Below are 26,241 nucleotides of genomic sequence, written 5' to 3'. Positions count from 1 at the left end.
CTACAACGGCAACAATAGCCTGATAGCATCACAATTATGGCCCGTGCCGAACCGAACGCTACGCAGGAGCGCGAACTCGGAATCATCGAGTCCGCGCTCCTGTGGAATTGGCTGCTCTCCCGTCAAGGTCTGGCCGCTAGCACCAGATTCTCTTCGGTCGTGGACATCAGCAACGCCACCCTCGGTCTACACGCTGCGCGCTTGCCGTCCCCCTACACGACCGTCGTCGCTCGGGGGAAACCCCCTCACCTCGCCACCCACCTGTTCGCCGCGGACACACGCGCACACCTAATCACCGTGCGCTGTATGCGAAAAACGCTGCATACCCTTCCTCTGAAGCTCGCGACTGCCGCGCACGCAGCGACCCGCCACTTCCGGGAACGCGATGCTCAGCGAGCGATCACCCGTGCCGGGCAGGACATGAGCACGATCAGCGCCACCATCGAGGCGATCACCACCATGCTCGGCGACGACAACCTGCACCACCGGACGATCGAGACACGTCTGGCCTCACCACACCGACCGGTAATGGTGATTCGCCTGGCACTCAAGCTGGCCTGGGAACGCGGCATCCTCACCTACATCAACGACACCGCCTGCTGGAACAAAGAACACCGCACCTTCGCGGTCACCGCCCACCGTTACCCAGAGCTGGACACCACGGTTGATCGTCATACCGCCACCCGCGAACTGATCACCACCTACTTCGATCGTTACGGTCCCGCCACGATCAACGACGCGATGTGGTGGTCCGGGCTCAGCCGTACCGCAGTCCTCACCGCGATGCACGAAGCCTCCGACGAGTGGATCCGCCTCCACACCCCGTGGAGCACTTCACCGGCCTACATGTCACAGAGCCGCTGGGAAGAATTCGCAGACGACCCACACACCGACACTGGGCGCACCGGCCTCAACTTCCTCGCCCACGAAGACGTGGCTTTCAAGGCGTACTACGAAACCCGGTCCCGCTACCTCGGTAGCCTGCCCGCAGGCCAGGCATTCAACCAGATCGGCGAAGTTCTCCCCACGATCGTGTGGGACGGCCACGTCGTCGGTACGTGGTCATGGCAACCCGACAAGACCGTGACCTACTCACTGACAGGCCAAACCACCCCGCATCAACGCAACACCATCGCGGACCACGCCACGACCATCACCGACGCTCTCCGACTGGGATGGTCCAGCACCCCGCACAGGCTGACCGACGCTCAGTTGACGCTGCTCTAGCCCCTCCCCGCCACAGCAGCACGGGCCGATACAGTGCTGCTTCATCCGGCCCCGACCCCTCGAAGGACCATGATGCGACCACTCCCGGCCGAGGCGACACTGGCCGAGATCCAGCGCTACGTCGCCGAGATGGAACTCGAACGCGGCTTCACCGACAGCACCGTGCTGGAGCAGTCCCTCAAACTCGGCGAGGAGTACGGGGAACTGTGCAAGGCCATCCGCAAGCGATCCGGCCTCGCGGTAGAGGCCGGTTCGGCGACGAGCAACGTCGGCGACGAACTCGCCGACATCTTCATCTACCTCTGTGCCATCGCCAACCGCCTCGACACCGACCTCGACCAAGCCCTACGGGCCAAGGAACGCGTCAACGAGACACGCACGTGGACCTCGGTTCCACGAGAACCCGCCACCACGGAGCACCCCGTGTAACCGCGGTGATGGATACGATCTTCTGACAGCCACTCCGCGCCCGCCAGCGGGGTGGCTGAGTCATGGGTCAGAAATTGCCTTCGGCCGCCTGTAGACAGGTCAGACCGATCGACCGCCACGCTTCTACGACGTGGGCACGATCGTCCAAGACGCAGCAAACTCGGTAGCCATCTCGGATGTGCCGGTCGAACAGCTCCAGCTTGACCATCGAGTCCTTCCGGTAGTCACCGGACTCTCGCGTGTAGAGCTCGTGCGGTATGTCGTCCCACCTCGGAAGCTCTGGCAGTCTCGGAGGACTGCGAGCGGGACGAGACGTTACGTATCCGATGGCAGGCCGGAGAAGTCATCGATGAGCACGGCAACAAGAAGGCAGGACTCGTCCCCTCGAAGCACGTGCCGAAGGAGACTACCGGGACATCCCCCTGCCTTCGTTCCTCGCGGAAGCGATGAGCGAACATACCGTGAGTACGACACTCGTACGATCGACGACACGAAGGTCTGTACTTTCCCTCTGATCTTGGCCGTGTGGTGAGCGGAAACGACTTTCAGCATGTTCGGAAGAGAGCTGTACGGGAGGGGCTGGGTCTGCCGTACAATCCGCACGCCTTGCGGCACTGGTTCGCGTCTACCGCACTCTCTGACGGTGTCTCGCTACACGAAGTCTCCCGGTGGCTCGGGCACGGTCGATCCACGTTACGGCCGACACCTACGGACACCTGGTGGAGAATGCACCGGAACGCATGAGGCAGACCATGCAGGCCGCAATCGAAGACTGGTCAGCACGCGCCGACACCGTGCTGACATCGTGCTGACTTCAAGGAGGGAGCAGGGCGGTGGTTGTCCTCACCCAAGAGGAATGGCAGGAACGCGAACGCGTATTTCAGGAGCGCATGAGGTTATACACCGAACCGCACCGCGAACGGCAGCGGCGCGGCGAGAAGCACCCGGTGATGGACTTCCTCTTCACGTATTACACCCAGCGCCCGTCGAGGCTGGAGCGCTGGCAGCCGGGTTTCGGCGTGGTGCTGGAGGGCGGCGCGAAGTTCCTCGACCGAAGCGGCTACACCGAGACGCCGGACGGCGTGATGGTGTCCCCCGAAGCGCTGACCCCGCGGCTGCTCGACACCGCCGATTTCGTGCACCGCCTGCTGAGTGCCACGGAATCACGACCGGCACAGCTGGGATGCTTCGGGCTGCACGAGTGGGCCATGGTCTACCGACTCACCCAGGACGAGTTGCGGCACTCGGAATGGCCGCTGCGCCTGGGTGTCCAGGGCACGAACGAAGTCGTGGAGTCGATGCGCATCCAGTGCAGCCACTACGACGCGTTCCGGTTCTTCAGCACGGCCGCCCGGCCGCGCAACACGTTGCAGCCCACCCAGCAGGACCGGGTGAACCTCGAACAGCCGGGCTGTCTGCACAACAACATGGACATCTTCAAGTGGTGCTACAAGCTCGACCCGCTCGTGCCCGCCGAGCTGACGGCCGACGCCTTCGAGCTCGCCGCCGAGATCCGCGAGCTGGACATGCGCGCCAGTCCCTACGATCTCGGCGAACTGGGCTACTCCCCCGTCGAGATCGAAACCACCGCGGGTCGTGCGGAGTACGTCCGCTACCAGCGGGCGTACGCCGAACGAGCGGGCGTGCTGCGGCAGCGGCTGATCGAAACGTGTCGGCAGCTGCCGGAAAAGCACGTGGGGTGACCGCGACGGCGGCCACCCCACGTCAGCACGACTGCGCTCGGATCACTCGCTGACCGTCAGACCGAGTTCCCCGTTGTCGTCCCGCTCGGCGTCCAGTGTCTTGTCGCCGAGCACAGTGGCGGCCTGTTCGTCCAGGAAGACCCGCACACCGGACTGCTCGACAATCTGGTCACTGTCCTCCGGGGCGTTGGCGACGGCCGCTTCCAGGCTCTCCGGCGAGGCCTCTCCCTCGGACGAGCTGATACGCAGACCGGCCCCTTCCGGGGACTCGCCACCGACCAAGATCAGCTTGATGACCTCGGCCGCGTTCTCGCTGATGGTGAGCATCTGCTCCTATACCCCTCTCGGAGTCGGTCACGTAACGAGCCCACGGTATTAGACGAGGTCGTGGAACGCTCGATTACCCCTCGTAAGCCGACAGGGGCGGGCAGGAGCACACCAGGTTGCGGTCCCCGCGCGCCTGGTCGATCCGCCGCACCGGGGGCCATATCTTGTTCTCCGGAGCGCCCGTCGGGTACACGGCATCCCACCGGCTGTAGGAGTGCTCCCACTCCCCCGCCAGCGAAGCGGCGGTGTGCGGAGCGTTGACCAGCGGGTTGTCCTCGGCGGACCAAGTCCCGGCCGCGACCTTGTCGATCTCGGCGCGGATCGCGATCATCGCGTCGCAGAAGCGATCCAGTTCGGCCAGGTTCTCGCTCTCGGTGGGCTCCACCATGAGCGTACCGGCGACGGGGAACGACATCGTCGGCGCGTGCAGCCCGTAGTCGGCGAGCCGCTTGGCCACGTCGTCGACGGAGACTCCGGCCCGTCCCGTGACGTCACGCAGGTCGAGGATGCACTCGTGCGCGACCAGCCCGCCGCCTCCGGTGTAGAGGACCGGGAAGTGGTCATGGAGCCGCTTGGCCACGTAGTTGGCCGAGGCGACCGCCGTCAGGGTGGCGCGGCGCAACCCGTCGGAACCCATCATGCGCACGTATGCCCAGGAGATGGGCAGGATCGAGGCGCTGCCCCACGGAGCGGAGCTGATGGGGCCGACACCGGTCTCGGGCCCCTCCTGCGGCTGCAACGGGTGGTTCGGCAGGAACGGCGAAAGGTGCTCGCGCACCCCGATGGGGCCGACACCGGGACCACCACCCCCGTGCGGGATGCAGAAGGTCTTGTGCAGGTTCAGGTGGGAGACGTCGGCACCGAACTTGCCCATCCGGGCCAACCCGATCAGCGCGTTGAGGTTGGCGCCGTCGACGTAGACCTGACCACCCGCGTCGTGCACCAGACCGCAGACGTCCTGGACCGTGTTCTCGTAGACCCCGTGCGTCGAGGGGTAGGTGATCATGATGGCGGCGAGCTCGTCCTGGTGCTTGTCCACCAGCTCGCGCAGATGATCCATCTCGATGTTGCCGGCGTCGTCGCAGCGCACGACGACGACGCGCAGCCCGGCCATGACGGCGCTGGCAGCGTTGGTGCCGTGGGCGCTGGCCGGGATCAGACACACTTCGCGCTGTTGCTGGCCACGTTGGCGGTGATAGGCGCGAATGGCCAGCAGCCCGGCGAACTCGCCCTGACTGCCGGCGTTGGGCTGCAGGCTCACCGAGTCGTAACCGGTGATCTCGGCCAGCCAGTTCTGCAGGTCCTCGACGACGCGCAGCATCCCCGCCGCGTCCTCGGCCGGAGCGAACGGGTGCAGCTCGGCGAACGCGGGCCAGGTGATCGGTTCCATCTCGGCCGTCGCGTTGAGCTTCATGGTGCAGGAGCCGAGCGGAATCATGCTCCGGTCCAGTGCGACATCGGAGTCGGAGAGCCCGCGCAGGTACCGCAGCAGCGCCGTCTCCGAGCGGTGCCGGTGGAAGACCGGGTGGGTCATGTACTCGGTGGTCCGGCGCAGCGCGGCGGGCAGCGCGTCCGACACGAGGGCGTCGAGGTCGTCCACCTGGGTGAGGTCGTCACCGGTCAGCCCGAAGGCCTCCCAGACCGAGGTCAACCGCTGCCTGGTGGTGGTCTCGTCGCAGCTGATACCGACGTGGTCGGCATCGACCCTGCGCAGGTTGACACCGTTGCGTCGTGCCGCGGCGACGATCTCGTCGGCGCGGCCGGGAACACGGGTGAGCACGGTGTCGAAGAAGTCGTCGTGGCAGACCTCCACCCCGCCGCGACGCAGCTGCTCGGCCAGCACGGTGGCCATGCGGTGCGTGCGGGTGGCGATGGCGCGCAGTCCTTCGGGGCCGTGGTAGACGGCGTACATCGAGGCGACCACGGCCAGCAGCACCTGCGCGGTGCAGATGTTGCTGGTGGCCTTTTCACGGCGGATGTGCTGTTCCCTGGTCTGCAGCGCGAGCCGGTAGGCCTGGTTGCCGTCGGCATCCACGCTGACTCCGACCAGTCGGCCGGGAAGCTGGCGCTCCACGCCCTTGCGCACGGCCATGTAGCCCGCGTGGGGACCGCCGAAGCCCATCGGAACGCCGAAGCGCTGGCTGGTTCCGACCACGACGTCGGCGCCGATCTCACCGGGGGCGCGCAGCATGGTCAACGCCAGCAGGTCGGCCGAGACCACAGCCATCCCACCGCGGCGGTGCACCTCGGAAATGACTTCCTCGTGATCGCGGACGGCGCCGGAGGCCCCCGGGTACGCCAGCAGCGCGCCGAAGAACTCCCCTTCGGGCAGCCCGGCCGCACCTCGCGAGAGGTCGGCACGGACGATCTCGATGCCGAGCGGTTCCGCGCGGGTCTCGACGACCGAGATGGTCTGGGGCAACGCATCGGTGTCGACGACGAACCGCGGGGACTTCGAACGCCCCGCGCGACGCACCAGGGTCATGCCCTCGGCGGCTGCCGTGGATTCGTCCAGCATCGAGGCGTTGGACACCGGTACGCCGGTGAGGTCGGCGACCATCGTCTGGAAGTTCAGCAGGGCTTCCAGCCGGCCCTGGGATATCTCGGGCTGGTACGGCGTGTAGGCGGTGTACCAGGCCGGGTTCTCCAGCACATTGCGCCGGATCACCGGCGGAGTGATGGTGGGGTGATAGCCGAGGCCGATCATCTCCACATGGGGATTGTTGCGGTCCGCGAGTTCGCGCAGCTCGTCCAGGGACTCGGCCTCGGTCGCCGGTTCCGGCAACGCCATCCGCATGTCGCGTTCCCGGATTCCCGCCGGGACGGCTTGTTCGCCGAGCTCTTCGAGGGAACCGACACCGATCACATCGAGCATCCGAGCCAGCTCAGCCGGCATGGGGCCAACGTGGCGGTCGGCGAACGGTGTTCCGTGTTCGAGAGCGGCCAACGGTATACGCTCGTCGGTCATCGCCAAAACCTCAATCGTCGGGCATCTCGGACAGGGCAGACAGCACTCGGCTGAGTTGCTGACCTCCCCCTCTGTCAATGCCCGCGACGCGGGCGCCTGAGAGCTTCGCCCGGTATGGCGGGCTTGCACCGTCGGCGGGGTCACCACGACGCTGTGGCGAATCCCTCTTTCCAGAGGTATCTCGCCCGTACGGTCCCAATAGCCTGAGAGGTTGTCGGGGAGGGGTTGCTCCTTCGGCGCCGTACCGAGTACTCGGCACGGTCTCTCCCGTACGGGGTCGGCGACAGGTGTGAGCGTACCTCATATCGCACCGTCCAGGGAGTGTGTGGAAAGGCGCACACTCACCGAGTGAGTCACCAAAGCTCGGCACCACGCCACTCGCCACGGAGGCCGCTCGAGGGAATCCGGTCGGTGAAACCCTGCCGGTCACCCGGTCTGGCGGTCACGACGCTTGCGGGAGAGCTCGTCCTCGTCCGGTGTCCGGACACCGCTCCCGTCGGCGCGTTCGGCCGGGAAATCGTGGATCGTGCCGGTTATCTCGCGCATCGCTCCGCTGACGGCGATCCCGAAAACTCCCTGGCCACCGCGTAACAGATCCACCACGTCTTCCGCCGAAGTGCATTCGTAGACGGTTGTCCCATCACTGAACAGAGTGACGCCGGCGAGATCACGCACGCCGCGACCACGCAGGTGGTCCACGGCGATGCGGATGTTGTGCAGTGACACGCCCGCGTCCAGCAGACGTTTCACCACCTTGAGAACCAACATGTCCTTGAACGAGTAGAGTCGCTGCGAACCCGATCCTTCCGCGAGTCTGATCGAGGGTTCGACCAGCTCGGTACGGGCCCAGTAGTCCAACTGTCGGTAGGTGATACCGGCAATCTGACAGGCCGCACGTCCTCGATAACCGACCAGCTCGTCCGGAAGCGCCGCGTCCGGGAACAACTCGGCTTGTTCTACGTCCGTATCCAGCCGTGATGCGTTTTCGACCACGCACGCCTCCCCTCGGCCGACCCACGGCGGCCATCGGATCCGGAACCGCAGTCGTCGACATGTCCGAATCCGATCTCGTCACGCCCCCATTCGCTCGATCACCGCGCGCACGCCCACCGTGTCATTCAACAGTATGCCCGCCGAAAACGGCGGTCAACACGACTCGCGGAGCGCCGTACCGGAAGTCCCGTGCCCCGCACCACGTGGTGCTCCGCACCCGCGGGGAGACGCCTCGACCCCCACACGTTCGAGACGTTCCCCGCGACCCGTCGCGCGAACAGCACAACCGCGGCTGGAACACCTCAGGTGTCGGCGCCGCGGAAATCCTCCGGCGAAACCGAGTCCAGGAATTCCTTGAACTTCTCGACCTCGTCCTCCTGCTCGTCGGGAATCAGCAGCCCCGCCTCGTCGAGCACGGACTGCTCGGCGTGGATCGGAACACCGGTGCGCAGTGCCAGCGCCACCGAATCACTCGGCCTTGCCGAGACCCGCACATCGCCGTCGAAGACGAGCTCCGCGTAGAAGGTCCCTTCCTGGAGGTCGGTCACCCGTACTTGTTCCAACTCTCGCCCGAGCGCACCGACCACGTCCTTGAGCAGATCGTGGGTGAGCGGCCGCGCCGGCCGCACTCCCTGTTGCTCCAGGGCGATCGCGGTAGCCTCGACCGAACCTATCCAGATCGGCAGATACCGCTCGCCGTCGGTCTCGCGCAACAGCAGGATCGGCTGGTTGGCCGGCAGTTCCACTCGCACGCCGACGACGCGCATCTCGCTGCTCATCGTCAAATCGCCTCCTCCAGCGCGCCGAAGCGTGACATCTCCTTCGAGGATCGCGCACCGACGCCTTCGACGCTACCCGCGATACGGCGAAGACGCCGCCCACACAGGCGCCGACCGCTTCCCTCGTCCCGTGGATCACCCGATGGGACGTACACACCGTACCCCGACCACCGGGGTGATCGGGCATGTCCCACAGCGGCGCGATCTCACCGGAGGGGACCCGGTTCGACTGCTCCCAAAGGTCCACGAGCGAGCGTGGCTCGCGGATTCGGCGGCCGTATCGGAGTACCTTGTCCTCGCCGAACGACGGCACCCCGGATGCCACCGAACACGGCACCGCCCGCTCGTTACCGGCTGCCCTGCGTTCCTTCCGCCGGACCGGTCAGGAACACCAGACGGAACTTGCCGATCTGGACCTCGTCACCGTTGGCCAACACCGAGGTGTCCACGGGTTCACGATTGACATAGGTTCCGTTGAGGCTTCCCACGTCGACGACGACGTACTCCGCGCCTTCCCGGCGAAACTCGGCATGCCTGCGTGAGACGGTCACGTCGTCCAGGAAAATGTCGCTGTCGGGGTGCCGACCGGAGCTGGTCGTCTCCCGGTCGAGCAGGAATCGCGAGCCCGCGTTGGGGCCGCGCTTGACCACCAGGAGAGCGGATCCGGCGGGCAGCGCGTCCACACCGGACGCGGTGGACTCTGCAGGCGCACTCTCTGCGTTCTCCTGCTCGGAGAGGAAGGGCTTGAAGACCGAGGTGGTCTCCGATGACTGCTCCGGCGATACGTCGCCGGGCCCGTCGTTGGTGCTCACCTGAGCTCTCCTCCTGCGGATGGATCGTGCCAGTACCACCCAACGTACCGCGCCGTACACGGCGTCGGACGGCGAGTCCCGATATTCGAACCGATTCGGCAGGTCGCCAACCGGGCGTTCCCCGGATCATCGCAGTGAAGATCACATTCGTTCAACGGTTGATCGCCCGTGCCGAACACAGCACCGGCGCATCGGAACGATGCCGTTCAACCGCGCGCACGAGCGAGGCGGACGGCTCCGAACACCTGACCGAGATAGAGCAGACCCGCCCACAGGTAAAGCGCCGCTCCCCATCCGGTGAAGGCGTAGGCGAACGGACGGGCGATCCAGTCGAACGCGAAGTCCCCCTGCACCAGCAGCAACAGCGGAAACGCGTACATCAGGCAGAACGTTGCCGCCTTGCCCAGATAATGCACGTCCGGCGGTTCGAAACCGTGGTACCGCAACACCGGCAGGCACAGGGTCAGCAACAGGTCGCGCGCGATGAGCGCGAAAGCGGCCCACCAGGGCACGACTCCACGAATCACGAAGGCGACCAGGGTCGCCACGATGTAGAGCCGATCGGCAGCCGGATCCAACAACTGGCCAACCCGGCTGTACTGATCCAGCCAGCGAGCGAGTTTCCCGTCCAGCCAATCGGTGACACCGCTGAAGACCAGCACCAACAACGCGAACAGATCCCACTGCGGCCCGAGAAGCAACCACAAGAACACCGGAACCCCGGCGAGCCGCAGCAGGCTCAGCGCGTTGGGAACCGTCCACCACGGATCGCTCCAGACACCGGCGGCGACTTCTCTGATGCGGTCGATGCCCTGCTCCGAAGGCTGACCGCCGGAGTTCCGCGCCGATCCCGTAGTGGCGCCATCGGCGTCTTGCACCACGAGACCCTCCCCTGCGAGCGGGCCGGTCCACTCGACAGGACGAGGCGGCCCGCGATCCGTGACACATCCACTCGTGGCAACGCCGGACGTGTCATCGTGCCTGTTGGTTCAGGGTGCCATATGTCCCCCTCACCCGATGACGGCACCAGTTCGGCGCGCTCCCGTGGGCGGCGGAGATTCCATACGACTCGCGCGGGGACTCCGATACGGCTCGCGCCGCGTGCCGAGCGGCGTCGCGGTCGTGGACAGCGCCGGAGCACGATGTTCGAGCACTCCGCGGGACAACCGCGTTCGTCGGTGCACTTCGCCACTTCCGGTGGGGCATCGAGCGACATCATCCGACAACACGTGCCGAACCGGCGACGCCCGACGTGGCGTGCCCGATCACGAACACCTCTGATCGGCCGACACCAGCCCGACCAGCGGCAGTCGCGATGATGAACGGCCTGGTCAGTGCACGGGAAGCGACCAGCCTCTGCGGTTGAGTTCGGCGTCGCTGAGAAACCGAGGTCTCCCCCGGTCGTCGACGCCGGCCCAGCGCGACCTCCCGCCACTCCCCTCGAGGACGAAGGGGTGACCACCGCTCCAAACCACGCTGCAGGGGGTGGTGGGGAGCCCGCCACCCCCGCATCCCGCCGCGTCGTCGGGAGCGGACTCCGATTTCGATGACGTATCGCTGCGCATCTGTCGTAGTACCTCCGCCAGAACCGTCGTCCTGACCGTCTCCAACGTTAGCCTCCGGGGTTTCGGATCCGATTGTGCGCGCCACTCGCGGGTGTGTCGCGGCACACACTCATTGTTGCGCCGGACGGTCCTCGCGGAGCGCCGAGCCGACCGTGCCGCCCCGCACGACGATCCGTCGCACGGACCGGCCGAGCGCTCCGGAACACCGCTCGGCGCAGCCGAGGACACGGCGAGCGGTTCCGAGATCCCCTCGGGCCGTTCCCTCACGCCGGAACCACCTCAGCGACTCGGTGGTCATCCGGGAAACGAGCCCTCGAAATAGCACGGAAAGAATTCGAACCGAACCCGCCGGATCCCGACGAACGATCCCCACCGAGCCGGATCGATCGAGCTCGTCCGCGACACGAAAAATCAAAAAACACTCGGTAATCGGAATGACACCATGCGTAGGAATCCGAGCGCGGACGAAACCCGGCACGTCGATCGAAAGCGAAGCGCGGGATCAACGACGATCTGTGTCACGGATCTCATCGCACCGTGAGTCGAACAACACTCGAAAACACGACACGGCGAGACCTTCTCGAGCCGCAGGCAACATCACCCGCGGAGCCACGGGACCAACAGACAGCACTTTGACCTGCATATTCGGAGCAAATAACCACTCGACAACAAGAGCGCCCACCGGAAAACAGCCAACCGCCCCGACGACGATTCGTTACTTCGACGTAACTAGTACATCTGTACATCCACGCTGTTTCTGGCTATGGTCTCGAACCGTTCTGACAGCGACACGGAAGGGAAGAACGTGCCTGCCGAAACACGCACGAACGGTGACGACAGCACCCGACCACCCATCGCCCACAAGGGCAAAAAAGGGATGGTGAAGATCGGCATTTTCGTGATCGTTCTGGCATTCGCCCTGACATATGTGGCGCTCGCGGAACCGAACGTTTCGTGGCCTGGGCTGATCGCGATGCTGGTTTTCTACGCGCTGTTCTACTGGCTGGGTGCTTTCGTGGCCGCCCGACGCGGTGGCGGGCTGGGCGACACGATGGTCGCGGGACGCAACATGCCGCTCTGGATCGGCGTGTTCACCATGACGGCGACCTGGGTCGGTGGCGGCTACATCAGCGGTACCGCCGAAAGCACCTTCAGCAGCGGTCTGGCCTGGGCGCAGGCGCCGTGGGGGTACGCGGTGAGCCTGCTCATCGGCGGACTGTTCTTCGCCAAGAAGATGCGTCGTGGCCGGTTCACCACCATGCTCGACCCGATCGACATCCGGTTCGGCAAGAAGGTCGCCGGACTCGGCGCGATACCGGCGATCCTCGGTGAGATCTTCTGGACCGGGGCGATCCTGACCGCACTGGGTACCACCTTCGGAACGATCATCGGCCTGGACTTCACCATCTCCATCATCCTGTCTGCGGTGATCGCCGTGGCCTACACCGTGGTCGGCGGTATGTGGTCGGTGGCCATCACCGACGTGGTGCAGGTCGTGGTCATCTTCATCGGTCTGATCGTGGCGGTGCCGTTCGCCGCCTCGGCGGTCGGCGGCCTGGGCGACGCGTGGGCGGCCTACCCGTCGAACTTCGACTTCGAGTCCTACGCATCGTTGTTCCCGCCGTTGACCGGCTGGGACGATCCCGCCTGGGGCCACTCCTACTGGAACTGGTGGGACGCCGGAATCGCACTCGTGCTCGGTGGCATCCCCTGGCAGGTCTACTTCCAGCGAGTGCTGTCCTCCAGCAGCCCGAAGAACGCGCGCCGACTCTCGGTGGGTGCCAGCGTGATGTGCGTGCTGGCGGCCATTCCGCCGGTGCTGATCGGTGTGGTGGCCACGGCGGCGAACTTCCAGGCGGAGGGAGCTCCCCCGCTGGAAAGCCCCTCCATGGTGCTGCCGTACGTACTGCGATACCTGCTTCCCACCGGTGCGGCGGCGCTGGGACTCGGCGTCCTGGCGGCAGCGGTGATGTCCAGCGTCGACTCCTCGGTGCTCTCCGCCTCGTCGCTGACCGGCTGGAACGTCTACCGACGCCTGGTGCGGCCGAAGGCCGGTCCGGAGCAGGTGCAGAAGGTGATCCGTAGGCTGATCGTCATCATCGGCGCCGCGGCCACCCTGATGGCACTGCAGGCCAGCAGCGTCTACGACCTGTGGTACCTGGCCAGTGACCTGATCTTCGTCATGTTGTTCCCACTGCTGGTGTGCGCGCTGTTCGTACCGTTCGCCAACCGGATCGGCGCCACGGCCGGTTTCGCCGTCGCCGTCCTGCTGCGGTTCTCCGCGGGCGAGGACACCTTCGGCCTCGCCCCGGTGCTGCCCTGGCCCTGGTACGAGGACGGCGCGGTGCTGTTCCCGTTCCGCACGGTGACGATGGTGGCGGCACTGCTCACGATCATCGTGGTCTCCGCGCTCACCCGACGCAAGAGCGAGCCGGTACCGATGGCGGCGTTGGAACCCGATACTCCGGAACGGGCGCGGTGGGGCAACGATCTCACCGAGGACTCGGAGTCCGGCCGGGATCCGAAGGACGCGGCCAAGGCGGAGGTCTGACCGTCACGGTCTCGTGACAACCACACCGCGAACCGTCGGCCCCGCCACAGCGAACCGTGGCGGGGCCGACGTGTCCACCGGCACGGCGACGGCAGTAGTAGTTCTACTCCGAACGGGCTATATGCCTCCCCCGCGACTTTGGTCTATACCTTATCCAACCGTCTCCGACGAGAGGTACAGACCAGGATGAAACGAACTCGGGAAGCACCCCGAAATTCGCGCGGACTACTCCCCGCCGCGCTGGCGCTGGCCACCAGCGCGATGCTGGCGGGCGGAACAGTGGCAGTGGCCGGTCCCCAGCAGGACGGGGCCGCACCGGACAACCAGCGGGCCTCGACGGGCAACACCGTTTCGCTGCACGACGTCATTCCCGCGCCCACCCGGGTAAGCGAGGAATCGGGTGCGAAGTTCCACATCAGGTGGAACACCGGCATCCACACTCCCGCGGACAGCCCGGAGGCCGAGGAGGTCGCGCGATACCTGCAACGACAGCTGCGCCCCTCCACCGGTTACGGATTCCTGATCAACCGTGATCAGCCGGGCCGCAACGACATCGTGCTGCGGCTGGACGGTTCGCGGGCCAAGCTGGGTGACTCCGGTTATCGGATGGACATCGACCGGGATCGGCTCACGATCCACGCGACCGATCCGGACGGGCTGTTCTACGGCGTGCAGACCCTGCGCCAGCTGCTGCCCGCCAAGGCCGAGAGCGATTTCCCCCGACACGGCCCGTGGAAGGTCCGTGGGGGCGAGATCGTGGACAAACCCCGGTTCGAACGTCGTTCGGCGATGCTGGACGTGGCGCGGCACTTCTTCGAGGTCGGTCAGGTCAAGACCTACATCGATCAGCTGGCCCAGTACAAGGTCAACTATCTGCACATGCACCTGAGCGATGACCAGGGTTGGCGCATCCAGATCGACAGCTGGCCCCGCCTGACCACGCACGGGGGCAGCACCGAGGTCGGCGGCGGCGAGGGTGGCTACTACACCAAACGCGAGTTCACCGAGATCGTGCGCTACGCCTCGGCACGCAACATCACCATCGTCCCGGAGATCGACATGCCGGGGCACACCAACGCCGCACTGTCGTCCTACGCCGAGCTCAACTGCGACGGCAAGGCACCTGATCTCTACACCGGCATCGAGGTCGGCTTCAGCTCGCTGTGCATCGACAAGGACATCACCTACGAGTTCGTCGACGACGTCATCCGGGAAGTCGCCGCGATGACGCCGGGCGAGTACCTGCACATCGGTGGCGACGAAGCCCACGCGACCACCGATGAGGACTACCGGAAGTTCATGTCCAAGGTGTTGCCGATCGTGGAGAAGCACGGCAAGACACCGCTCGGTTGGCACGAGTACGCCAAGACCGAGCCCTCCGAGTCGGCCATGGTGCAGTACTGGGGCACCACGAACTCCAACGCGATGGTCGCCGAAGCAGCGGCCCGGGGCAACGACATCCTGCTGTCACCCGCCCACAAGTCCTACGTGGATCAGAAGTACAACGAGGACACCGAACTCGGTCTGGACTGGGCAGGCCCCACCACTGTCCGGGAGGCCTACGACTGGAACCCGGGCAGCTTCATGGAATCGGTGCCCGAGAGCTCGATCGCCGGGGTGGAGGCCGCGCTCTGGAGCGAGACGGTGACGAACTCCGACGAGATCGAGTTCATGGCCTTCCCGCGGATGCCCGCCATCGCGGAACTGGGCTGGTCCTCGTCGGACAAGCTCGACTGGTCCTCGTTCCGGCAGCGGGTCGCCGACCAGGGACCTCGCTGGGAGGAGCAGGGAATCAACTTCTACCGCTCCGAACAGATTCCCTGGCCGTGATCCCCACCGTGCGCCGAACGGCGAACTGAACACCGGCACATCCCGGCAGCAGCGCCGGGATGTGCCGGCTTCGCCGTCCGATCGCTCCCCGACCGCTGCCGACCGCACGCCCTCGGCAACGATCGGACGGCCACCGGAACTCAGCCGGCGAAAACGTGCCGGGAGGCCCACTCGGTCCCCAACTTGCCCTTCTGGATCTTGCCCAGCTCGTTGCGCGGCAGTTCCCGAACGAAACGCACCTCCCTGGGACGCTTGTGGAAGCTGAGCAGCCCCGCCACGTGCTCGACGAGTTCCCGCTCGGAGATTTCCGCGCCCCCCGGCACCACCCAGGCCACGATGCGCTGCCCCAGCTCGGGGTCCTGCTCACCGGTCACCGCCGCTTCCGAAACCGCGCCGTGCTCCAGCAGCACGTTCTCGATCTCACCCGCGCCGATCCGGAAACCACCGCTACTGATCATGTCGGTGGCTCGGCGCCCGACGATGCGAACGTAGCCGTCCGGTGACCGGGTGGCCATGTCCCCGGTTCGGAACCATCCGTCGGTGAAAGCGGCCCGCGTGTCCTCCGGACGGTTGAGATACTCCCGGAACAGGTTGGGCCCACGAACCAGGATCTCGCCCACGGTCTCGTCGTCGGAGGCGATGATCCGGTTTCCCCCGTCATCGACCAGGATCAGCTCGACCCCGTCGAACGGAAGTCCCACGTAACCGGGCCTGCGGTCGCCGGAGGAGCGTACTCCACAGTTCATGATGGTCTCGCTCATCCCGTAGCGCTCCACCACCCGCTGACCGGTCAGTCGCGCGATGCGCTGGTGCTCGGTGGCGGGCAGCGCGGCCGAACCGGACACCAGCAGCCGTGCCCGCGCCAGTCCCCGCCCGATGCCGGGGTCGCGTTCCGCGTCGTCGGCCAGTCGCCGGTACATCGTGGGGACGCCGAACAGCATCGTGCCCGCTCTCGACAGCTCCTCGGCCACCCGCGCGGTGTCGAAGCGAACCAGGTGCCGCAGGCTTCCCCCGACGCGCAGTGGTCCGAGCAGCCCGAGGATCAGGCCGTGCACGTGGAACAGTGGCAGGGCGTGGACGAGAACGTCACGGTCGGTCCATTCCCAGGCCCGCGCCACCGCGTCGAGATTGCTGCGGATCGCCTCCCGGGTAAGCACCACGCCCTTGGGCATTCCGGTGGTGCCGGAGGTGTAGACGATCAGGGCATCGGAGTCCCCGGTCGGCTCCTCGGGCAGCGCACGCCCGGCCACCTCGAGGGAAACCTCGTGCACGGGCAGTCCGGACAGGGCCGGCGGTGGTGTGAACCCGGGTGCGCCGAGCACCAGCTCCGGTTGGCTGTCGGCGAGGATGTGTTCCAGCTCCCGCCGGCCCAGCTTGGGGCTGAGCGGCACGACAGCGGCTCCGGCGGACAACGCCCCCAGCAGCCCCGCGCAGGTCTCGGGAGCCGCGTCGGCCCACACCGCGACGCGGCTCGCCCGACCCACGAGAGCGGCTGTCTCGCCCGCGACCAGGGAGAGGCGCGAATAGCTCAGTGCCCTCGCCCCGAAGCGCACGGCCTCGCTCTCGTCGGGTTCGCGCAGTTTCGGCAACAACTCCGCGCGGTCAGCACACATACTCGCCCCCGAAGGCTCCGTCTAGGGTACGACCGGCCACACAACCGGATTCGACCTCCGGGGAACGTGGCCGGTTCGGCGATCACCGATCAATACCACAGGATCTCTTCCAGTGGCACAAGCCACGCGTCGAGCCGGAGAACTCCGCGTGATCGCGGACACCACTACCGTGCGCCGTGGCGGGCGATCCTGTGCCGGGACCTTCAACCGGCGGATGTTCCGCCACGACGGCGGGTGACGACGAGTTCGAGCAGACCGACCAGCATGGCGGCGGCGACGAACGAGACAGCGACAAGCAGACCGTGCGAGATGGCGGTGTCGTAGCCGCGGGGCAACGTGGCGAAGAACAGACCGGAGGCGGCGGCGGTGCCGATGGCGGTACCGATCCGCTGGCCGGTTTGCTGGATCCCGGCGGCTGTACCGCCTCTGGTGACATCGATCTCGCTGAGCGTGACGGTCTGATTCGGTGAGATCACCAGACCGCTGCCCACGCCTCCGACCAGCAGCGGTAGCGCGGTGACCAGCCCGGCGGCGCTGCCCTGATGTCGGGCCAGCAGGATCTCGGTGGTCAACACCCCGAGCAGGGCCCCGGCCAGTCCGAGCAGGACTACCTTGCGTCCGAGTCGATGCACGGCACGGCCGCTCAGAGCGGAGGAGACCGCCGAACCAAGGGCGAACGGAGTCAGTGACAGCCCGGCCTGCAGGGCGGAGTAGTCGAGCCCGCGCTGGAAGTAGACGGCCAGCACGAAGAAGATGCTGGTGAAACCGGCGAAGTACAGCATCCCCAGGGTGGAGCCGAAAGTATAGCTGCTGATGCGGAACAGTCGCAGATCCACCAGCGGGGAACCACCCCGGCGGGAGTAACGGTGTTCCCACGTGACGAACAGCGACAGCAGCACCGGCACCGCGGCCCACAGCAACCAGCTCGGACGTCCCGCGAACCCCTCCTGGTCGACCAGTGGGAGCAGCAGACACACCAGCGCCGCTCCCAGCAGTGACACCCCGAGCACATCGGCGCCGCGGAGTCGCCGATCCCCCACACCGCGCGGCATGATCCGCGCCGCGACAACCAGCGCGGCCAGCCCGATGGGCAGGTTGACGAAGAACACCCAGCGCCAGCCGTGCTGAGCACCGGCCAACTCGATGATCAAACCACCCAGCAACGGTCCCACCGCGGTGGAGATTCCCACGACCGCCCCGAACAGTCCGAAGGCCGTACCTCGTTCACGCCCGTGGAACTGCTGTTGGATGAGCCCGAGCACCTGCGGATTGAGCATCCCGCCCGCGGCACCCTGCAACAGTCGGGCCACGACCAGCCAAACGGGGTTCTGGGCGATTCCGGCCAGTCCGCTGGCAACCGTGAAAGCCGCGAGCGAGATCAAGAACATCCTGCCGCGCCCGTGGGCATCCCCGAGCTTTCCCAGCGGAACCAGCACCAGGCCGAAGGCCAGCGCGTAACCGGAGATCACCCAGGACAGTGCCACGGATGGCGCGTCGAGCCCCTGCTGGATGGACGGCAGGGCGACGTTGACGATGCTGACGTCCAGCAGGGTCATGAAACCGGCCAGCAGGCACAGCGCCAGGACGCGCCAGCGATGCGGGTACTTCCCGGTCTCTTCCGTCGTAGCGGACGATCCGGACTCGGCTCGACTCACTACCCACCTCATCATCGCCTGCTGGCCGGACCGTCCCAGCTCATCACGTCCAGGAGAGGCACGCCCGACGGGTTCGGGAAAACCAACCGCTCCGCCCCGGTGGCGAACCGATCCCGGGACGGAGCGGAGGCTCACTCGCTGGTGGTTGCCACGGGGCGATCGTCGCGCGGCTCCTCGGTCGTGGTCGGGGATTCGGACCGCGGGACGGCTTCGGAAGAGCTGTCGGAGGCGACGGCGACGCCCGCGGCACCGCCACCTCCGTGATCGGCCTTGAGCCACCGCCGCAGCGACTCCGCGACCAGCGCCAGCACGAAAATGAGCGGGAAGGCGGTGATGATCGACAGTGTTTGCAGGGCCTCGAGACCGCCCGCGTACATCAGAGCGATCGAGACCGCGGCCAGCACCACCGCCCAGAAGACCCGGTGCCAGCGGGCGGGATAGACGCCGCGGGGGAGTTCGCGGGAGGACGCGGCGGCCATGGTGTAGGCCGAGGAATCCAGCGTGGTGGCCAGGAACAACACCACCAGCAGCACGAACGCCGCGAGCACGATCGTGCCCAGCGGCAGCTGCGAAAGCGGACGAGCTTCTGGAACCCCTCCCCGACTACGCCGGACGCGCTGTCGGTTGATCCGGTCAGCAACCGGGGTGCCCGCGGCGAGCGTCTCGCTCTCCGAGAGGTGACGGCGTCGACTCACCCGACCGGAGGTAACGGACTTGTGATACTTCGCATAGCTGGGTAACTTCCAGCCAGTCCCGGCGGAGGTGATCACATGTCAGACACCGACGAGGTCCTTGCCGAACAGCACGACGCGGTACTGCTGTTGACGTTGAACCGTCCGGAACAGCTCAATGCCTGGACACCGACGATGCAACGACGTTACTACGAACTGCTCGAGCGGGCCGAGCGTGACACCTCGGTGCGGGTCGTGGTGCTCACCGGTTCCGGGAGCGGGTTCTGTGCCGGCTCCGACATCACGGCGTTGTCGAACGACGAGCACATCGGGGCCGCCGACACACATCGGCGGTTGAGCCTGAGCATGCGGCTGCGCAAACCGGTGATCTCGGCGATCAACGGGGTGGCCTCGGGGGCCGGACTCGCCGCGGCGCTGTTCACCGACGTCCGGTTCACGGTTCCGGAGGCGGGCTTCACCACGGCGTTCAGCCGGGACGGGATCGTTGCAGAACACGGCCTGGCGTGGTTGCTGCCGAAACTGGTCGGACTCGGTACAGCCATGGACCTGTTGCTGTCCGCACGGACACTCGACGGTAACCGGGCTCAACAACTGGGGCTGGCGGACCGACTCGTCACGAGCGACCGGGTGTTGTCGGAGGCGATGGAGTACGCCGCGACCCTGGCCAGGGAGTGCTCACCGGAATCGATGGCAGCCATCAAGCAGCAGGTCTACAGTGGGTTGGACACGGGGCTGGAAACGGCCGCCTCCGACGCCGGAACTCGCATGATCACGGCGTTGCGTGGCGGCAACCGCTCGTTCCGAGGCCGTGACCGGCGACAAAACCGTGATCCGCACTTCCCCCCGCTGGACTGATCCGACAGATCACGTCGGGCGTCGTGGAACTGCCGGGCGGCCCCGGCAGTCGGTCGTGGTCGGGAGTCGCCGTTCGCGACGGGGCGCCGTTTCGAGCCGCGACGGTCGGGACGTGACTGGTGAGGCGACACACCATCGGCGAGGAGTGACGTTGATGAATTTCGAGACTCCGGAATGGGACGCCGCCGAACAGGCGGAACAGTACGAGGAGGGGACCGAGGGCCCCGCGGAACCCGATGAGCCGTTCGCCGGGACGACACTGTCCGACGCCGATCCGGCCGATCTCGCCGAACAGCACATGGTGGTGCCCGAGGACGAGGAGTACGAACACGGCTGAACCACGTTCGATTTCGGAACAAGTCTCACAGAACGGTCGAACGGCCCGGCCGTACGAGAGGCTCCGCCGAGCGGGCAACCCGACAACCCGACCGGGAAACCTCAATCAGACGGGCCAGAGTCCGAAGAGGCTGGCCAGACCCTCGCGCCAGCTGGGCCAGCGGGGCCGCCACCCCGAGACCTCCCTGAAACGGAAGTTGCTGGCCCCGCGCTGTTCGCTCAGCAAGTGCACCGTCGCCCAGTCCAACTGCTGCCTGGCCTGCTCCAACGTCAGCGAGACCGGCTCGGGGCCTCCGATCACACGTGCGTAGGCGGGCAACCATTCCCCGCTTTCGGCCGGTTCGTTGTCCACCACGTTGTACGCGGCCGGTTCGACATCGTCCAAAGCCTCGAACACGGCCGCCGCCGCGTCCTCCACATGCGTGAACGACGTGATCCCCTCACCCGACTCGACGAGCGGCAGAGAACTGCCCAGCACACGTCGATGAAACTCCCCGGCTTCCGCGAACGGTGTTTCGACCCCGTAGAGCGCACCGAACCGCAGGGCCACACCCTCGACGGCCGACTGCCGCAGCAGAATCCGTTCCATCTCCTCGACGGCACGGCAGGCCACCCCCCATTCGTCCGGGGCGGTGGTGAACAGTGGGCTCTGTTCGTCCGCGACTTCGCGCCCCTGCGGGGCGTACGCCGTGGCGGAACTGCGCACCACGACGCGACGCACCCCCGCATCGATGGAAGCGTCCACCAGGTTCCGAGTCCCCTGCTCGCGCAACCTGGCAGTACGCCGCAGCGCCTCGTCGCCGTCCGTTCCGTCGAGGCCGGACAGTTGCAGCACGACATCGGGCGAAGCGGCTCGTAACGCGCGACACAGGGTCGGATAGTCGAACAGGTCACCGAGCACGACTGTCTCGGCCCCCTCACGGGGTGCTTCCTCGACTTCGTCGACCAGAGCGGTCACTCGGTGGCCGCGTCCTGCCAACATCGGCAACAGATGTCGCCCGATCACACCGGTGGCTCCGGCTACGAACACACGCAAAGGCACTGGGACCTCGCACCGCGATCGACAGCAGCACCCAGCACCTTACCGCTTCGAACATCGTCAACACGGGTGAATTCGAACGGCCATTTCGGCTACTGAGAGTCTTCGGAACAGGGGCGGGCTCGCGCTCCTCCCAGGCGACGCGTTAATCACGCCCACACCACCCGCCTGCCGGGCTGCGCACTCGAACGACCGCCCCAGGACGGAAGAACGCACTACTAGGCTTGTGTCGGAGTCGTCTCCCACCACCGCGCTCCGAGTACCAGTCGCGAAATCGCGGGAGCGGCCAAGTTCGGCCATCAGACCGGGAGGATGCAGGTATGAGCCAACCGGAACCACCGCGGGAACCCGGCGAGACCGAAGCGCCGGGGATGTTGGATCAACACGAGCAGCAGGAGATGATCCAGCGAATCGGTCGGGGAATCGTGCACGCGTTGCCGCCCGGCTGGCAGGAAGTGAGCGTGCGGTACCGCGCCGTCGGTTCGTACCGCGAGCTGGCCGCGGAATTGATCGCACCCAACGGTACGGGTATCCCGGTCGCCATGACATCCGAAGTGGGCGAGCTGTTCGCCGAGCTGCGGCACGGTATGTACCAGCCGCAGCGGGGCACGTGGGTCAGCGCCACCTACCGGCTCAGCCGTCCGGCCAGCTACAGCGTCGACTTCAACGGCGACCACAGTCCCGAATGGGAACAGGAACCCCCGTACACCGAGTTCGCCGCGGAGCTGAGCCGGTACCCACGTGCCACGCACAACATCCCCGGATGGCTCGCCGAACGGGCCGGGCTGAGCACCCCCGGGGCGGCCACGAGCCCGGAACAACTGCACAGGGCCGACGTGTTCGACGGCACCGACGCCGTCGGGCGACCGGTGACGAACCGTCAGGCGCTCACCCCCGAGGACCGGGACCGAGTTCTGGAGTACCTCGAACGCGCACCCGTCGTTCTCGCGGCACGCGGTTACGACAGCGACCGGCTCGATCCGTACGGCAAGGCCGCCGTACCCATGACGTTTCACACCGACGGGAGCTGGATCTGGCCGGGGGCCGTCGGCTACTACCTGCGCACCCACGAACTGGCTCCGCAACCGGAACTGGTGGAACACATCCGCGAACGCGAGTTCCAGCTTCCCTACGTGGACGACGAGGCCCGCGAACTGGCGGTTTCGGTGATCACGGCGGAACAGAACCGCCCATGACCACCGCCGACACCGTGTTCCTGGGTGGTCCGGTGGCGACCATGGACCGTACGCGGTCGTTCACCGACGCGGTGGCGGTGGGCGACGGGAGGATCCTCGCTCTGGGGCGCGCCGATGTCGAGGAGCTGCGCGGCGGTAGTACCGAGATCGTCGATCTGCGCGGCAGGCTGCTGTTGCCCGGCCTGCAGGACGCCCACGTGCATCCACTCTACGGGGGCCTGCAGCTGGTCAGATGCGACCTGACCGACAGCGGGGGACGCGCGGAGTGCCTGCGACGGATCTCCGAGTACGCCGACGCGAACCCCGGGGCGGGGTGGATACTCGGGGGCGGCTGGGAGATGGCGCTGTTCCCTGGCGGTTGTCCGGACCGGGAAAGCCTGGACCGGGTGACGGGCGGACGTCCGGCGCTGCTGATCAACGAGGATCAGCACGGCGGCTGGGCCAACAGCGCGGCCCTGCGTGCGGCGGGCATCGAACGGGACACCGCCGACCCTCCCGGGGGCCGCATCGAACGTGAACGGGACGGCACTCCGCAGGGAACGCTGCACGAGAGTGCGGTGGAGCTGGTCAGCCGGCACGTCCCGGAGGGCGACCGGGACGAATACCTGCGCGCGCTGCTGGCGGGACAGCGCAGGCTGCACGCGCACGGGGTGACGGCCTGGCACGACGCCATACTCGGTCGGTATCTGAACTATCCGGATCCGCTCGAGCACTATCGAGCGCTGCACGGCGAAGGCCTGTTGAGCGGCCGGGTGACCGGTTCGCTGTGGTGGGACAGGCGACGCGGAACCGAACAGATTCCCGAACTCGTCGGAAGAGCCGAGGCAGCACGCGGTGAAGGCGTGCGAACCGGTTCGGTCAAGATCATGCTGGACGGGGTGTGCGAGAACTTCACGGCCGCGATGCTGCACCCTTACCTGCACGGGCACGGCAGCGGTACCTCGTATGTCGACTCCTCCGAGCTGAACGAGGCGGTCCGCGTGCTCGACGATGTGGGATTCGCGGTGCACTTCCACGCGGTCGGGGATCGCGCCGTGCGGCAGGCGCTGGATGCCGTTGCCACGGCGCGCGGAACGAACGGCGACAGCGGGAACCGGCATCAGATCGCCCATCTGCAGGTGGTGCACCCGGATGACCTGGCGCGCTTCGCGGAACTCGGCGTAGCGGCCAACATCCAGGCCGAGTGGGCGCACAACGACGCGGCGATGACGGAGCTGACCGCTCCCTACCTCGGTCCGCTGCGGTACGCCCGGCAGTACCCGTTCGGATCGCTGCTGGCCGCGGGAACACTGCTGGCCACCGGAAGCGACTGGCCGGTTTCGACGATCGATCCCATGCGGGCGATACACGTGGCCGTCAACCGCAGCGACGTCGCGGACAGTGAACCACCACTGCTCCCCGGAGAGGCGATCACGCTGTCCGACGCCCTGGCCGCCGCGACGATCGGCAGCGCTCGGGTTCACCGGTTGGAGCGGCACACCGGATCGATCACGGTGGGCAAACGCGCCGACCTGACCGTGCTCGACGCGAATCCGTTCGAACTGCCGGCCCGAGAGATCGGTGAGGTAGGTGCGGCTATGACCGTGGTCGACGGCAGGGTGGTGCACGACGCCCGCGGGTGAATCCGAAACCGCCCCTCGCGCGGGTCTTCCCCACCGCCTCGTGCCGTTTCTTCTTTCGAATCGCTCGTTCTCGCGGAGGTCTCCGATGAACTCTTTATTTCATTTAACACTGAAATAACAGATTGAATTGTCGCTATTGTGAGTCCGTCACCGGCGACGACGGATAGCCGGGCGACGAATCAAGGGCACGCCAGCTTCACTGTTGCATCACCCCGAGGAGCACAAGCTCCGCTGTCGCTCGACACGAACAGGAATCGTGCTTGAAGTCCTCTACCTCACCGGGAACACGGTCTACGGTGGCGGTACCGGGACGTGGACACTGCTCCCTCCCGAACGTGCGGAACACACCGGCAGGAATGGGGTGCGCAGGTGGAGGCTACGACGTGCCGCTCAGTGATCGGTTCTCCCGAACAGGCAGGCGACGCCGCTGAGCACACGAGGCCGCGAGGCGAACACGGTCAATACCTTTCGCGGAACCCCGCGGAACTCGACGACGTGGTGGCGCGCGTCGAACTGGACGGCCCGGAGACGTTCCTCGCGGCCGCGAGGCGGGCGAAACGCGCACAGCGGGAATGGTCACGCGTACCCGCACCGGTCCGCGGCCGCGTTGTCGCCGGCTTCGGCAGGCTCGTGGAGTCCAACAAGCAGACCCTCGCCGGTCTGGTCACCCGCGAGATCGGCAAGCCTTACACGGAAGCGCTCGGCGAAGTGCAGGAGATCATCGACACCTGCGACTACTTCGTCGGCGAGGGGCGCAGACTGTACGGACAGACCGTCCCTTCCGAAATGCCCGACAAACAGCTGTTCACGTTCCGCGCGCCCGTAGGTGTGGCCGCCGTGGTCACGGCGGGCAACTTCCCGGTGGCGGTTCCCTCCTGGTACCTGGCTCCCGCCCTCGTCTGCGGCAACGCGGTGGTGTGGAAGCCGGCCGAATACGCGGCGGCCACCGCCCGCGCGCTGGCGGAGCTGGCATGGCGCGCCGGAGTCCCCGAAGGGGTGCTGAACCTGGTCTACGCGGAGGGACAACCGACCTACGAGGGCCTGCGGGCCGCGTTGGAGGACGGTGCGGTGGACAAGGTCGGTTTCACCGGTTCCAGTGACGTCGGTCGGGACATCGGCGAACTCTGCGGCAGGTACCTGCAGACCCCCTGCCTGGAGCTCGGTGGCAAGAACCCGATGGTGGTGGCCGCCGACGCGGAGCTGGATCTCGCGGTGGAGGGCGCGCTGTTCTCCGGGTGGGGGACAGGAGGACAACGCTGCACCTCGCTGGGCAATCTGATCGTGCACCGGGACGTACACGACGAGTTCGTCTCGCGGCTGGACGCGATGCTGCGGGAAGCCACGATCGGTAACCCGACCCAGGAAGTGCTCTACGGCCCCATGCTGGACCGGAAGTTCGCCGACAGGTTCGAGAGCTTCCTCGAGGAGATAGGGCCGCACCACCGGGTACTCGGCTCGGAAGCCACGGGGCGCATCACCGACTCCAACCCCCGGAAGGGGTTCCGCGGTGACCACTCCACGGGGTTGTACTACCACCCGGTGCTGGTCGACGGTCTGCGCGCCGAGGACACGCTGTTCCAGCGGGAAACCTTCGGCCCGATGGTCGGGGTCACCACCTTCGACACCCTGGAAGAAGCCATCGAGCTTGGCAACATGCCCGGTTACGGGCTTTCCGCAGCCGTCTACACCACCGACCCGGGGACGGCGTTCCGGTTCCGGGAGGGAATCGGAGCGGGCATGGTCAGTGCCAACAACTCCACCTCGGGCGCGGAGGCTCACCTGCCCTTCGGTGGTAACGGCAAGTCCGGAAACGGCAGCAGGCTCTCGGGCATGTGGGTCATCGACCAGTTCACCCGATGGCAGTCGCTGAACTGGGACTTCTCCGGCAAGCTGCAGAAGGCGCAGATGGACGTCGGGGCCGTGGAACCACAGCTCGACTACCGCCTGCCCACGGAGCTGCGCGGGCACCGATGAGCCCGCGGGCCGCTACTCGGGACCGGAACCGACGAGTGGGAACGGGCGGGGGTTACCGCCACCCGCACCGTCGAG

The 26,241-nt window shown here is 66.6% G+C and carries 22 protein-coding genes and 1 riboswitch; of the genes, 11 read left to right on the top strand and 11 right to left on the bottom strand.

Going from position 1 to position 26,241, the window contains the following annotated elements; translation table 11 throughout:
- The first annotated feature begins 36 nt into the window (after positions 1–36).
- The gene (locus BM394_RS17795; RefSeq protein WP_092979929.1) at positions 37–1,227 is read left to right on the top strand and encodes a DNA glycosylase AlkZ-like family protein; all 1,191 of its coding nucleotides are present in this window, start codon (positions 37–39) and stop codon (positions 1,225–1,227) included.
- A 72-nt stretch (positions 1,228–1,299) separates the two neighbouring features.
- The gene (locus BM394_RS17790; protein ID WP_092980154.1) at positions 1,300–1,656 is read left to right on the top strand and encodes a MazG nucleotide pyrophosphohydrolase domain-containing protein; all 357 of its coding nucleotides are present in this window, start codon (positions 1,300–1,302) and stop codon (positions 1,654–1,656) included.
- A 67-nt stretch (positions 1,657–1,723) separates the two neighbouring features.
- On the opposite strand, the gene BM394_RS24010 is transcribed toward BM394_RS17790, so the two are convergent.
- A complete protein-coding gene (locus BM394_RS24010) occupies positions 1,724–1,915 on the bottom strand; it encodes a phosphatase domain-containing protein (protein ID WP_483860535.1) in 192 nt (63 codons plus the stop codon).
- Between the two features lie 266 nt (positions 1,916–2,181).
- On the opposite strand from BM394_RS24010, the gene BM394_RS23770 reads away from it, so the two are divergent.
- Both BM394_RS23770 and BM394_RS17780 read left to right on the top strand, forming a co-directional pair.
- Positions 2,182–2,400: a tyrosine-type recombinase/integrase gene (locus BM394_RS23770; RefSeq protein WP_342752737.1), complete on the top strand. Its 219-nt coding sequence runs from the start codon at positions 2,182–2,184 to the stop codon at positions 2,398–2,400.
- A gap of 146 nt (positions 2,401–2,546) precedes the next feature.
- Positions 2,547–3,359, top strand: coding sequence for a 3-methyladenine DNA glycosylase (locus tag BM394_RS17780; protein ID WP_245780269.1), 813 nt, complete (start codon positions 2,547–2,549; stop codon positions 3,357–3,359).
- A 42-nt stretch (positions 3,360–3,401) separates the two neighbouring features.
- Here the strand turns inward: BM394_RS17780 and BM394_RS17775 are convergent, their stop codons facing one another.
- From BM394_RS17775 to clsA, 6 genes are all read right to left on the bottom strand, one after another.
- Complete coding sequence (locus BM394_RS17775; protein WP_092979924.1) at positions 3,402–3,686, bottom strand: HesB/YadR/YfhF-family protein; 285 nt, start codon at positions 3,684–3,686, stop codon at positions 3,402–3,404.
- 73 nt (positions 3,687–3,759) lie between these two features.
- Entirely contained in the window at positions 3,760–6,654 is a 2,895-nt protein-coding gene (gene gcvP / locus BM394_RS17770; protein ID WP_092979923.1) for an aminomethyl-transferring glycine dehydrogenase, read from the bottom strand.
- Between the two features lie 180 nt (positions 6,655–6,834).
- A riboswitch (glycine riboswitch) is annotated at positions 6,835–6,934 on the bottom strand.
- 146 nt (positions 6,935–7,080) lie between these two features.
- Positions 7,081–7,647, bottom strand: a complete 567-nt coding sequence (locus BM394_RS17765) for a MerR family transcriptional regulator (protein ID WP_092979921.1) — start codon at positions 7,645–7,647, stop codon at positions 7,081–7,083.
- Positions 7,648–7,949: 302 nt separating this feature from the next.
- Positions 7,950–8,426 (bottom strand): bifunctional nuclease family protein, encoded by a 477-nt coding sequence (locus tag BM394_RS17760; RefSeq protein ID WP_026152307.1) that lies wholly within the window; start codon positions 8,424–8,426, stop codon positions 7,950–7,952.
- Between the two features lie 347 nt (positions 8,427–8,773).
- Entirely contained in the window at positions 8,774–9,238 is a 465-nt protein-coding gene (gene garA / locus BM394_RS17755) for a glycogen accumulation regulator GarA (RefSeq protein WP_092631654.1), read from the bottom strand.
- A gap of 206 nt (positions 9,239–9,444) precedes the next feature.
- Positions 9,445–10,119: a cardiolipin synthase ClsA gene (gene clsA / locus BM394_RS17750; protein WP_092928533.1), complete on the bottom strand. Its 675-nt coding sequence runs from the start codon at positions 10,117–10,119 to the stop codon at positions 9,445–9,447.
- A 1,561-nt stretch (positions 10,120–11,680) separates the two neighbouring features.
- Here clsA and BM394_RS17735 point away from each other — a divergent pair.
- On the top strand, positions 11,681–13,354 hold the full coding sequence (locus tag BM394_RS17735) for a high affinity choline transporter 1 (RefSeq protein WP_092980148.1): 1,674 nt from the start codon (positions 11,681–11,683) through the stop codon (positions 13,352–13,354).
- A gap of 186 nt (positions 13,355–13,540) precedes the next feature.
- Positions 13,541–15,184: a beta-N-acetylhexosaminidase gene (locus BM394_RS17730; protein ID WP_092979913.1), complete on the top strand. Its 1,644-nt coding sequence runs from the start codon at positions 13,541–13,543 to the stop codon at positions 15,182–15,184.
- Between the two features lie 140 nt (positions 15,185–15,324).
- Here the strand turns inward: BM394_RS17730 and BM394_RS17725 are convergent, their stop codons facing one another.
- From BM394_RS17725 to BM394_RS17715, 3 genes are all read right to left on the bottom strand, one after another.
- The gene (locus BM394_RS17725; RefSeq protein ID WP_092979910.1) at positions 15,325–16,797 is read right to left on the bottom strand and encodes an acyl-CoA synthetase; all 1,473 of its coding nucleotides are present in this window, start codon (positions 16,795–16,797) and stop codon (positions 15,325–15,327) included.
- A gap of 203 nt (positions 16,798–17,000) precedes the next feature.
- A complete protein-coding gene (locus BM394_RS17720) occupies positions 17,001–18,452 on the bottom strand; it encodes an MFS transporter (protein WP_217643572.1) in 1,452 nt (483 codons plus the stop codon).
- A gap of 131 nt (positions 18,453–18,583) precedes the next feature.
- Positions 18,584–19,147, bottom strand: a complete 564-nt coding sequence (locus BM394_RS17715) for a BCCT family transporter (RefSeq protein WP_245780267.1) — start codon at positions 19,145–19,147, stop codon at positions 18,584–18,586.
- Positions 19,148–19,222: 75 nt separating this feature from the next.
- Here BM394_RS17715 and BM394_RS17710 point away from each other — a divergent pair, with 75 nt between their 5' ends.
- Both BM394_RS17710 and BM394_RS17705 read left to right on the top strand, forming a co-directional pair.
- Entirely contained in the window at positions 19,223–19,999 is a 777-nt protein-coding gene (locus BM394_RS17710) for an enoyl-CoA hydratase-related protein (protein ID WP_092979905.1), read from the top strand.
- Positions 20,000–20,153: 154 nt separating this feature from the next.
- Entirely contained in the window at positions 20,154–20,336 is a 183-nt protein-coding gene (locus BM394_RS17705; RefSeq protein ID WP_092979903.1) for a hypothetical protein, read from the top strand.
- Between the two features lie 105 nt (positions 20,337–20,441).
- Here BM394_RS17705 and BM394_RS17700 read toward each other — a convergent pair whose 3' ends face one another.
- Positions 20,442–21,377, bottom strand: coding sequence for an NAD-dependent epimerase/dehydratase family protein (locus BM394_RS17700; protein ID WP_092979901.1), 936 nt, complete (start codon positions 21,375–21,377; stop codon positions 20,442–20,444).
- 317 nt (positions 21,378–21,694) lie between these two features.
- On the opposite strand from BM394_RS17700, the gene BM394_RS17695 reads away from it, so the two are divergent.
- The 3 genes from BM394_RS17695 to BM394_RS17685 all read left to right on the top strand — a co-directional run bounded on the left by BM394_RS17695 (position 21,695) and on the right by BM394_RS17685 (position 26,166).
- The gene (locus BM394_RS17695; RefSeq protein WP_092979899.1) at positions 21,695–22,570 is read left to right on the top strand and encodes a hypothetical protein; all 876 of its coding nucleotides are present in this window, start codon (positions 21,695–21,697) and stop codon (positions 22,568–22,570) included.
- The gene (locus BM394_RS17690; RefSeq protein ID WP_092979897.1) at positions 22,567–24,192 is read left to right on the top strand and encodes an amidohydrolase; all 1,626 of its coding nucleotides are present in this window, start codon (positions 22,567–22,569) and stop codon (positions 24,190–24,192) included. Before BM394_RS17695 ends, BM394_RS17690 begins: the two co-directional genes overlap by 4 nt.
- Positions 24,193–24,687: 495 nt before the next feature.
- Positions 24,688–26,166 (top strand): aldehyde dehydrogenase family protein, encoded by a 1,479-nt coding sequence (locus BM394_RS17685; RefSeq protein WP_342752742.1) that lies wholly within the window; start codon positions 24,688–24,690, stop codon positions 26,164–26,166.
- The last annotated feature ends 75 nt before the right edge of the window (positions 26,167–26,241 follow it).

It is taken from the genome of Actinopolyspora lacussalsi subsp. righensis, assembly GCF_900116555.1.
Taxonomy (GTDB): domain Bacteria; phylum Actinomycetota; class Actinomycetes; order Mycobacteriales; family Pseudonocardiaceae; genus Actinopolyspora; species Actinopolyspora lacussalsi.
Note: the sequence above shows the minus strand (reverse complement) of the source record. Positions and strands in the feature narration are given on the sequence as shown.

Excerpts from the sequence above, each read along its gene's own strand:
- BM394_RS17795 (WP_092979929.1), top strand. The coding sequence starts at position 37 with ATGGCCCGTGCCGAACCGAACGCTACGCAGGAGCGCGAACTCGGAATC.
- BM394_RS17790 (WP_092980154.1), top strand. The coding sequence starts at position 1,300 with ATGCGACCACTCCCGGCCGAGGCGACACTGGCCGAGATCCAGCGCTAC.
- BM394_RS17780 (WP_245780269.1), top strand. The coding sequence starts at position 2,547 with ATGAGGTTATACACCGAACCGCACCGCGAACGGCAGCGGCGCGGCGAG.
- BM394_RS17775 (WP_092979924.1), bottom strand. The coding sequence starts at position 3,686 with ATGCTCACCATCAGCGAGAACGCGGCCGAGGTCATCAAGCTGATCTTG.
- gcvP (WP_092979923.1), bottom strand. The coding sequence starts at position 6,654 with ATGACCGACGAGCGTATACCGTTGGCCGCTCTCGAACACGGAACACCG.
- BM394_RS17760 (WP_026152307.1), bottom strand. The coding sequence starts at position 8,426 with ATGAGCAGCGAGATGCGCGTCGTCGGCGTGCGAGTGGAACTGCCGGCC.
- BM394_RS17735 (WP_092980148.1), top strand. The coding sequence starts at position 11,681 with ATGGTGAAGATCGGCATTTTCGTGATCGTTCTGGCATTCGCCCTGACA.
- BM394_RS17730 (WP_092979913.1), top strand. The coding sequence starts at position 13,541 with ATGAAACGAACTCGGGAAGCACCCCGAAATTCGCGCGGACTACTCCCC.
- BM394_RS17725 (WP_092979910.1), bottom strand. The coding sequence starts at position 16,797 with ATGTGTGCTGACCGCGCGGAGTTGTTGCCGAAACTGCGCGAACCCGAC.
- BM394_RS17710 (WP_092979905.1), top strand. The coding sequence starts at position 19,223 with ATGTCAGACACCGACGAGGTCCTTGCCGAACAGCACGACGCGGTACTG.
- BM394_RS17705 (WP_092979903.1), top strand. The coding sequence starts at position 20,154 with ATGAATTTCGAGACTCCGGAATGGGACGCCGCCGAACAGGCGGAACAG.
- BM394_RS17695 (WP_092979899.1), top strand. The coding sequence starts at position 21,695 with ATGAGCCAACCGGAACCACCGCGGGAACCCGGCGAGACCGAAGCGCCG.
- BM394_RS17690 (WP_092979897.1), top strand. The coding sequence starts at position 22,567 with ATGACCACCGCCGACACCGTGTTCCTGGGTGGTCCGGTGGCGACCATG.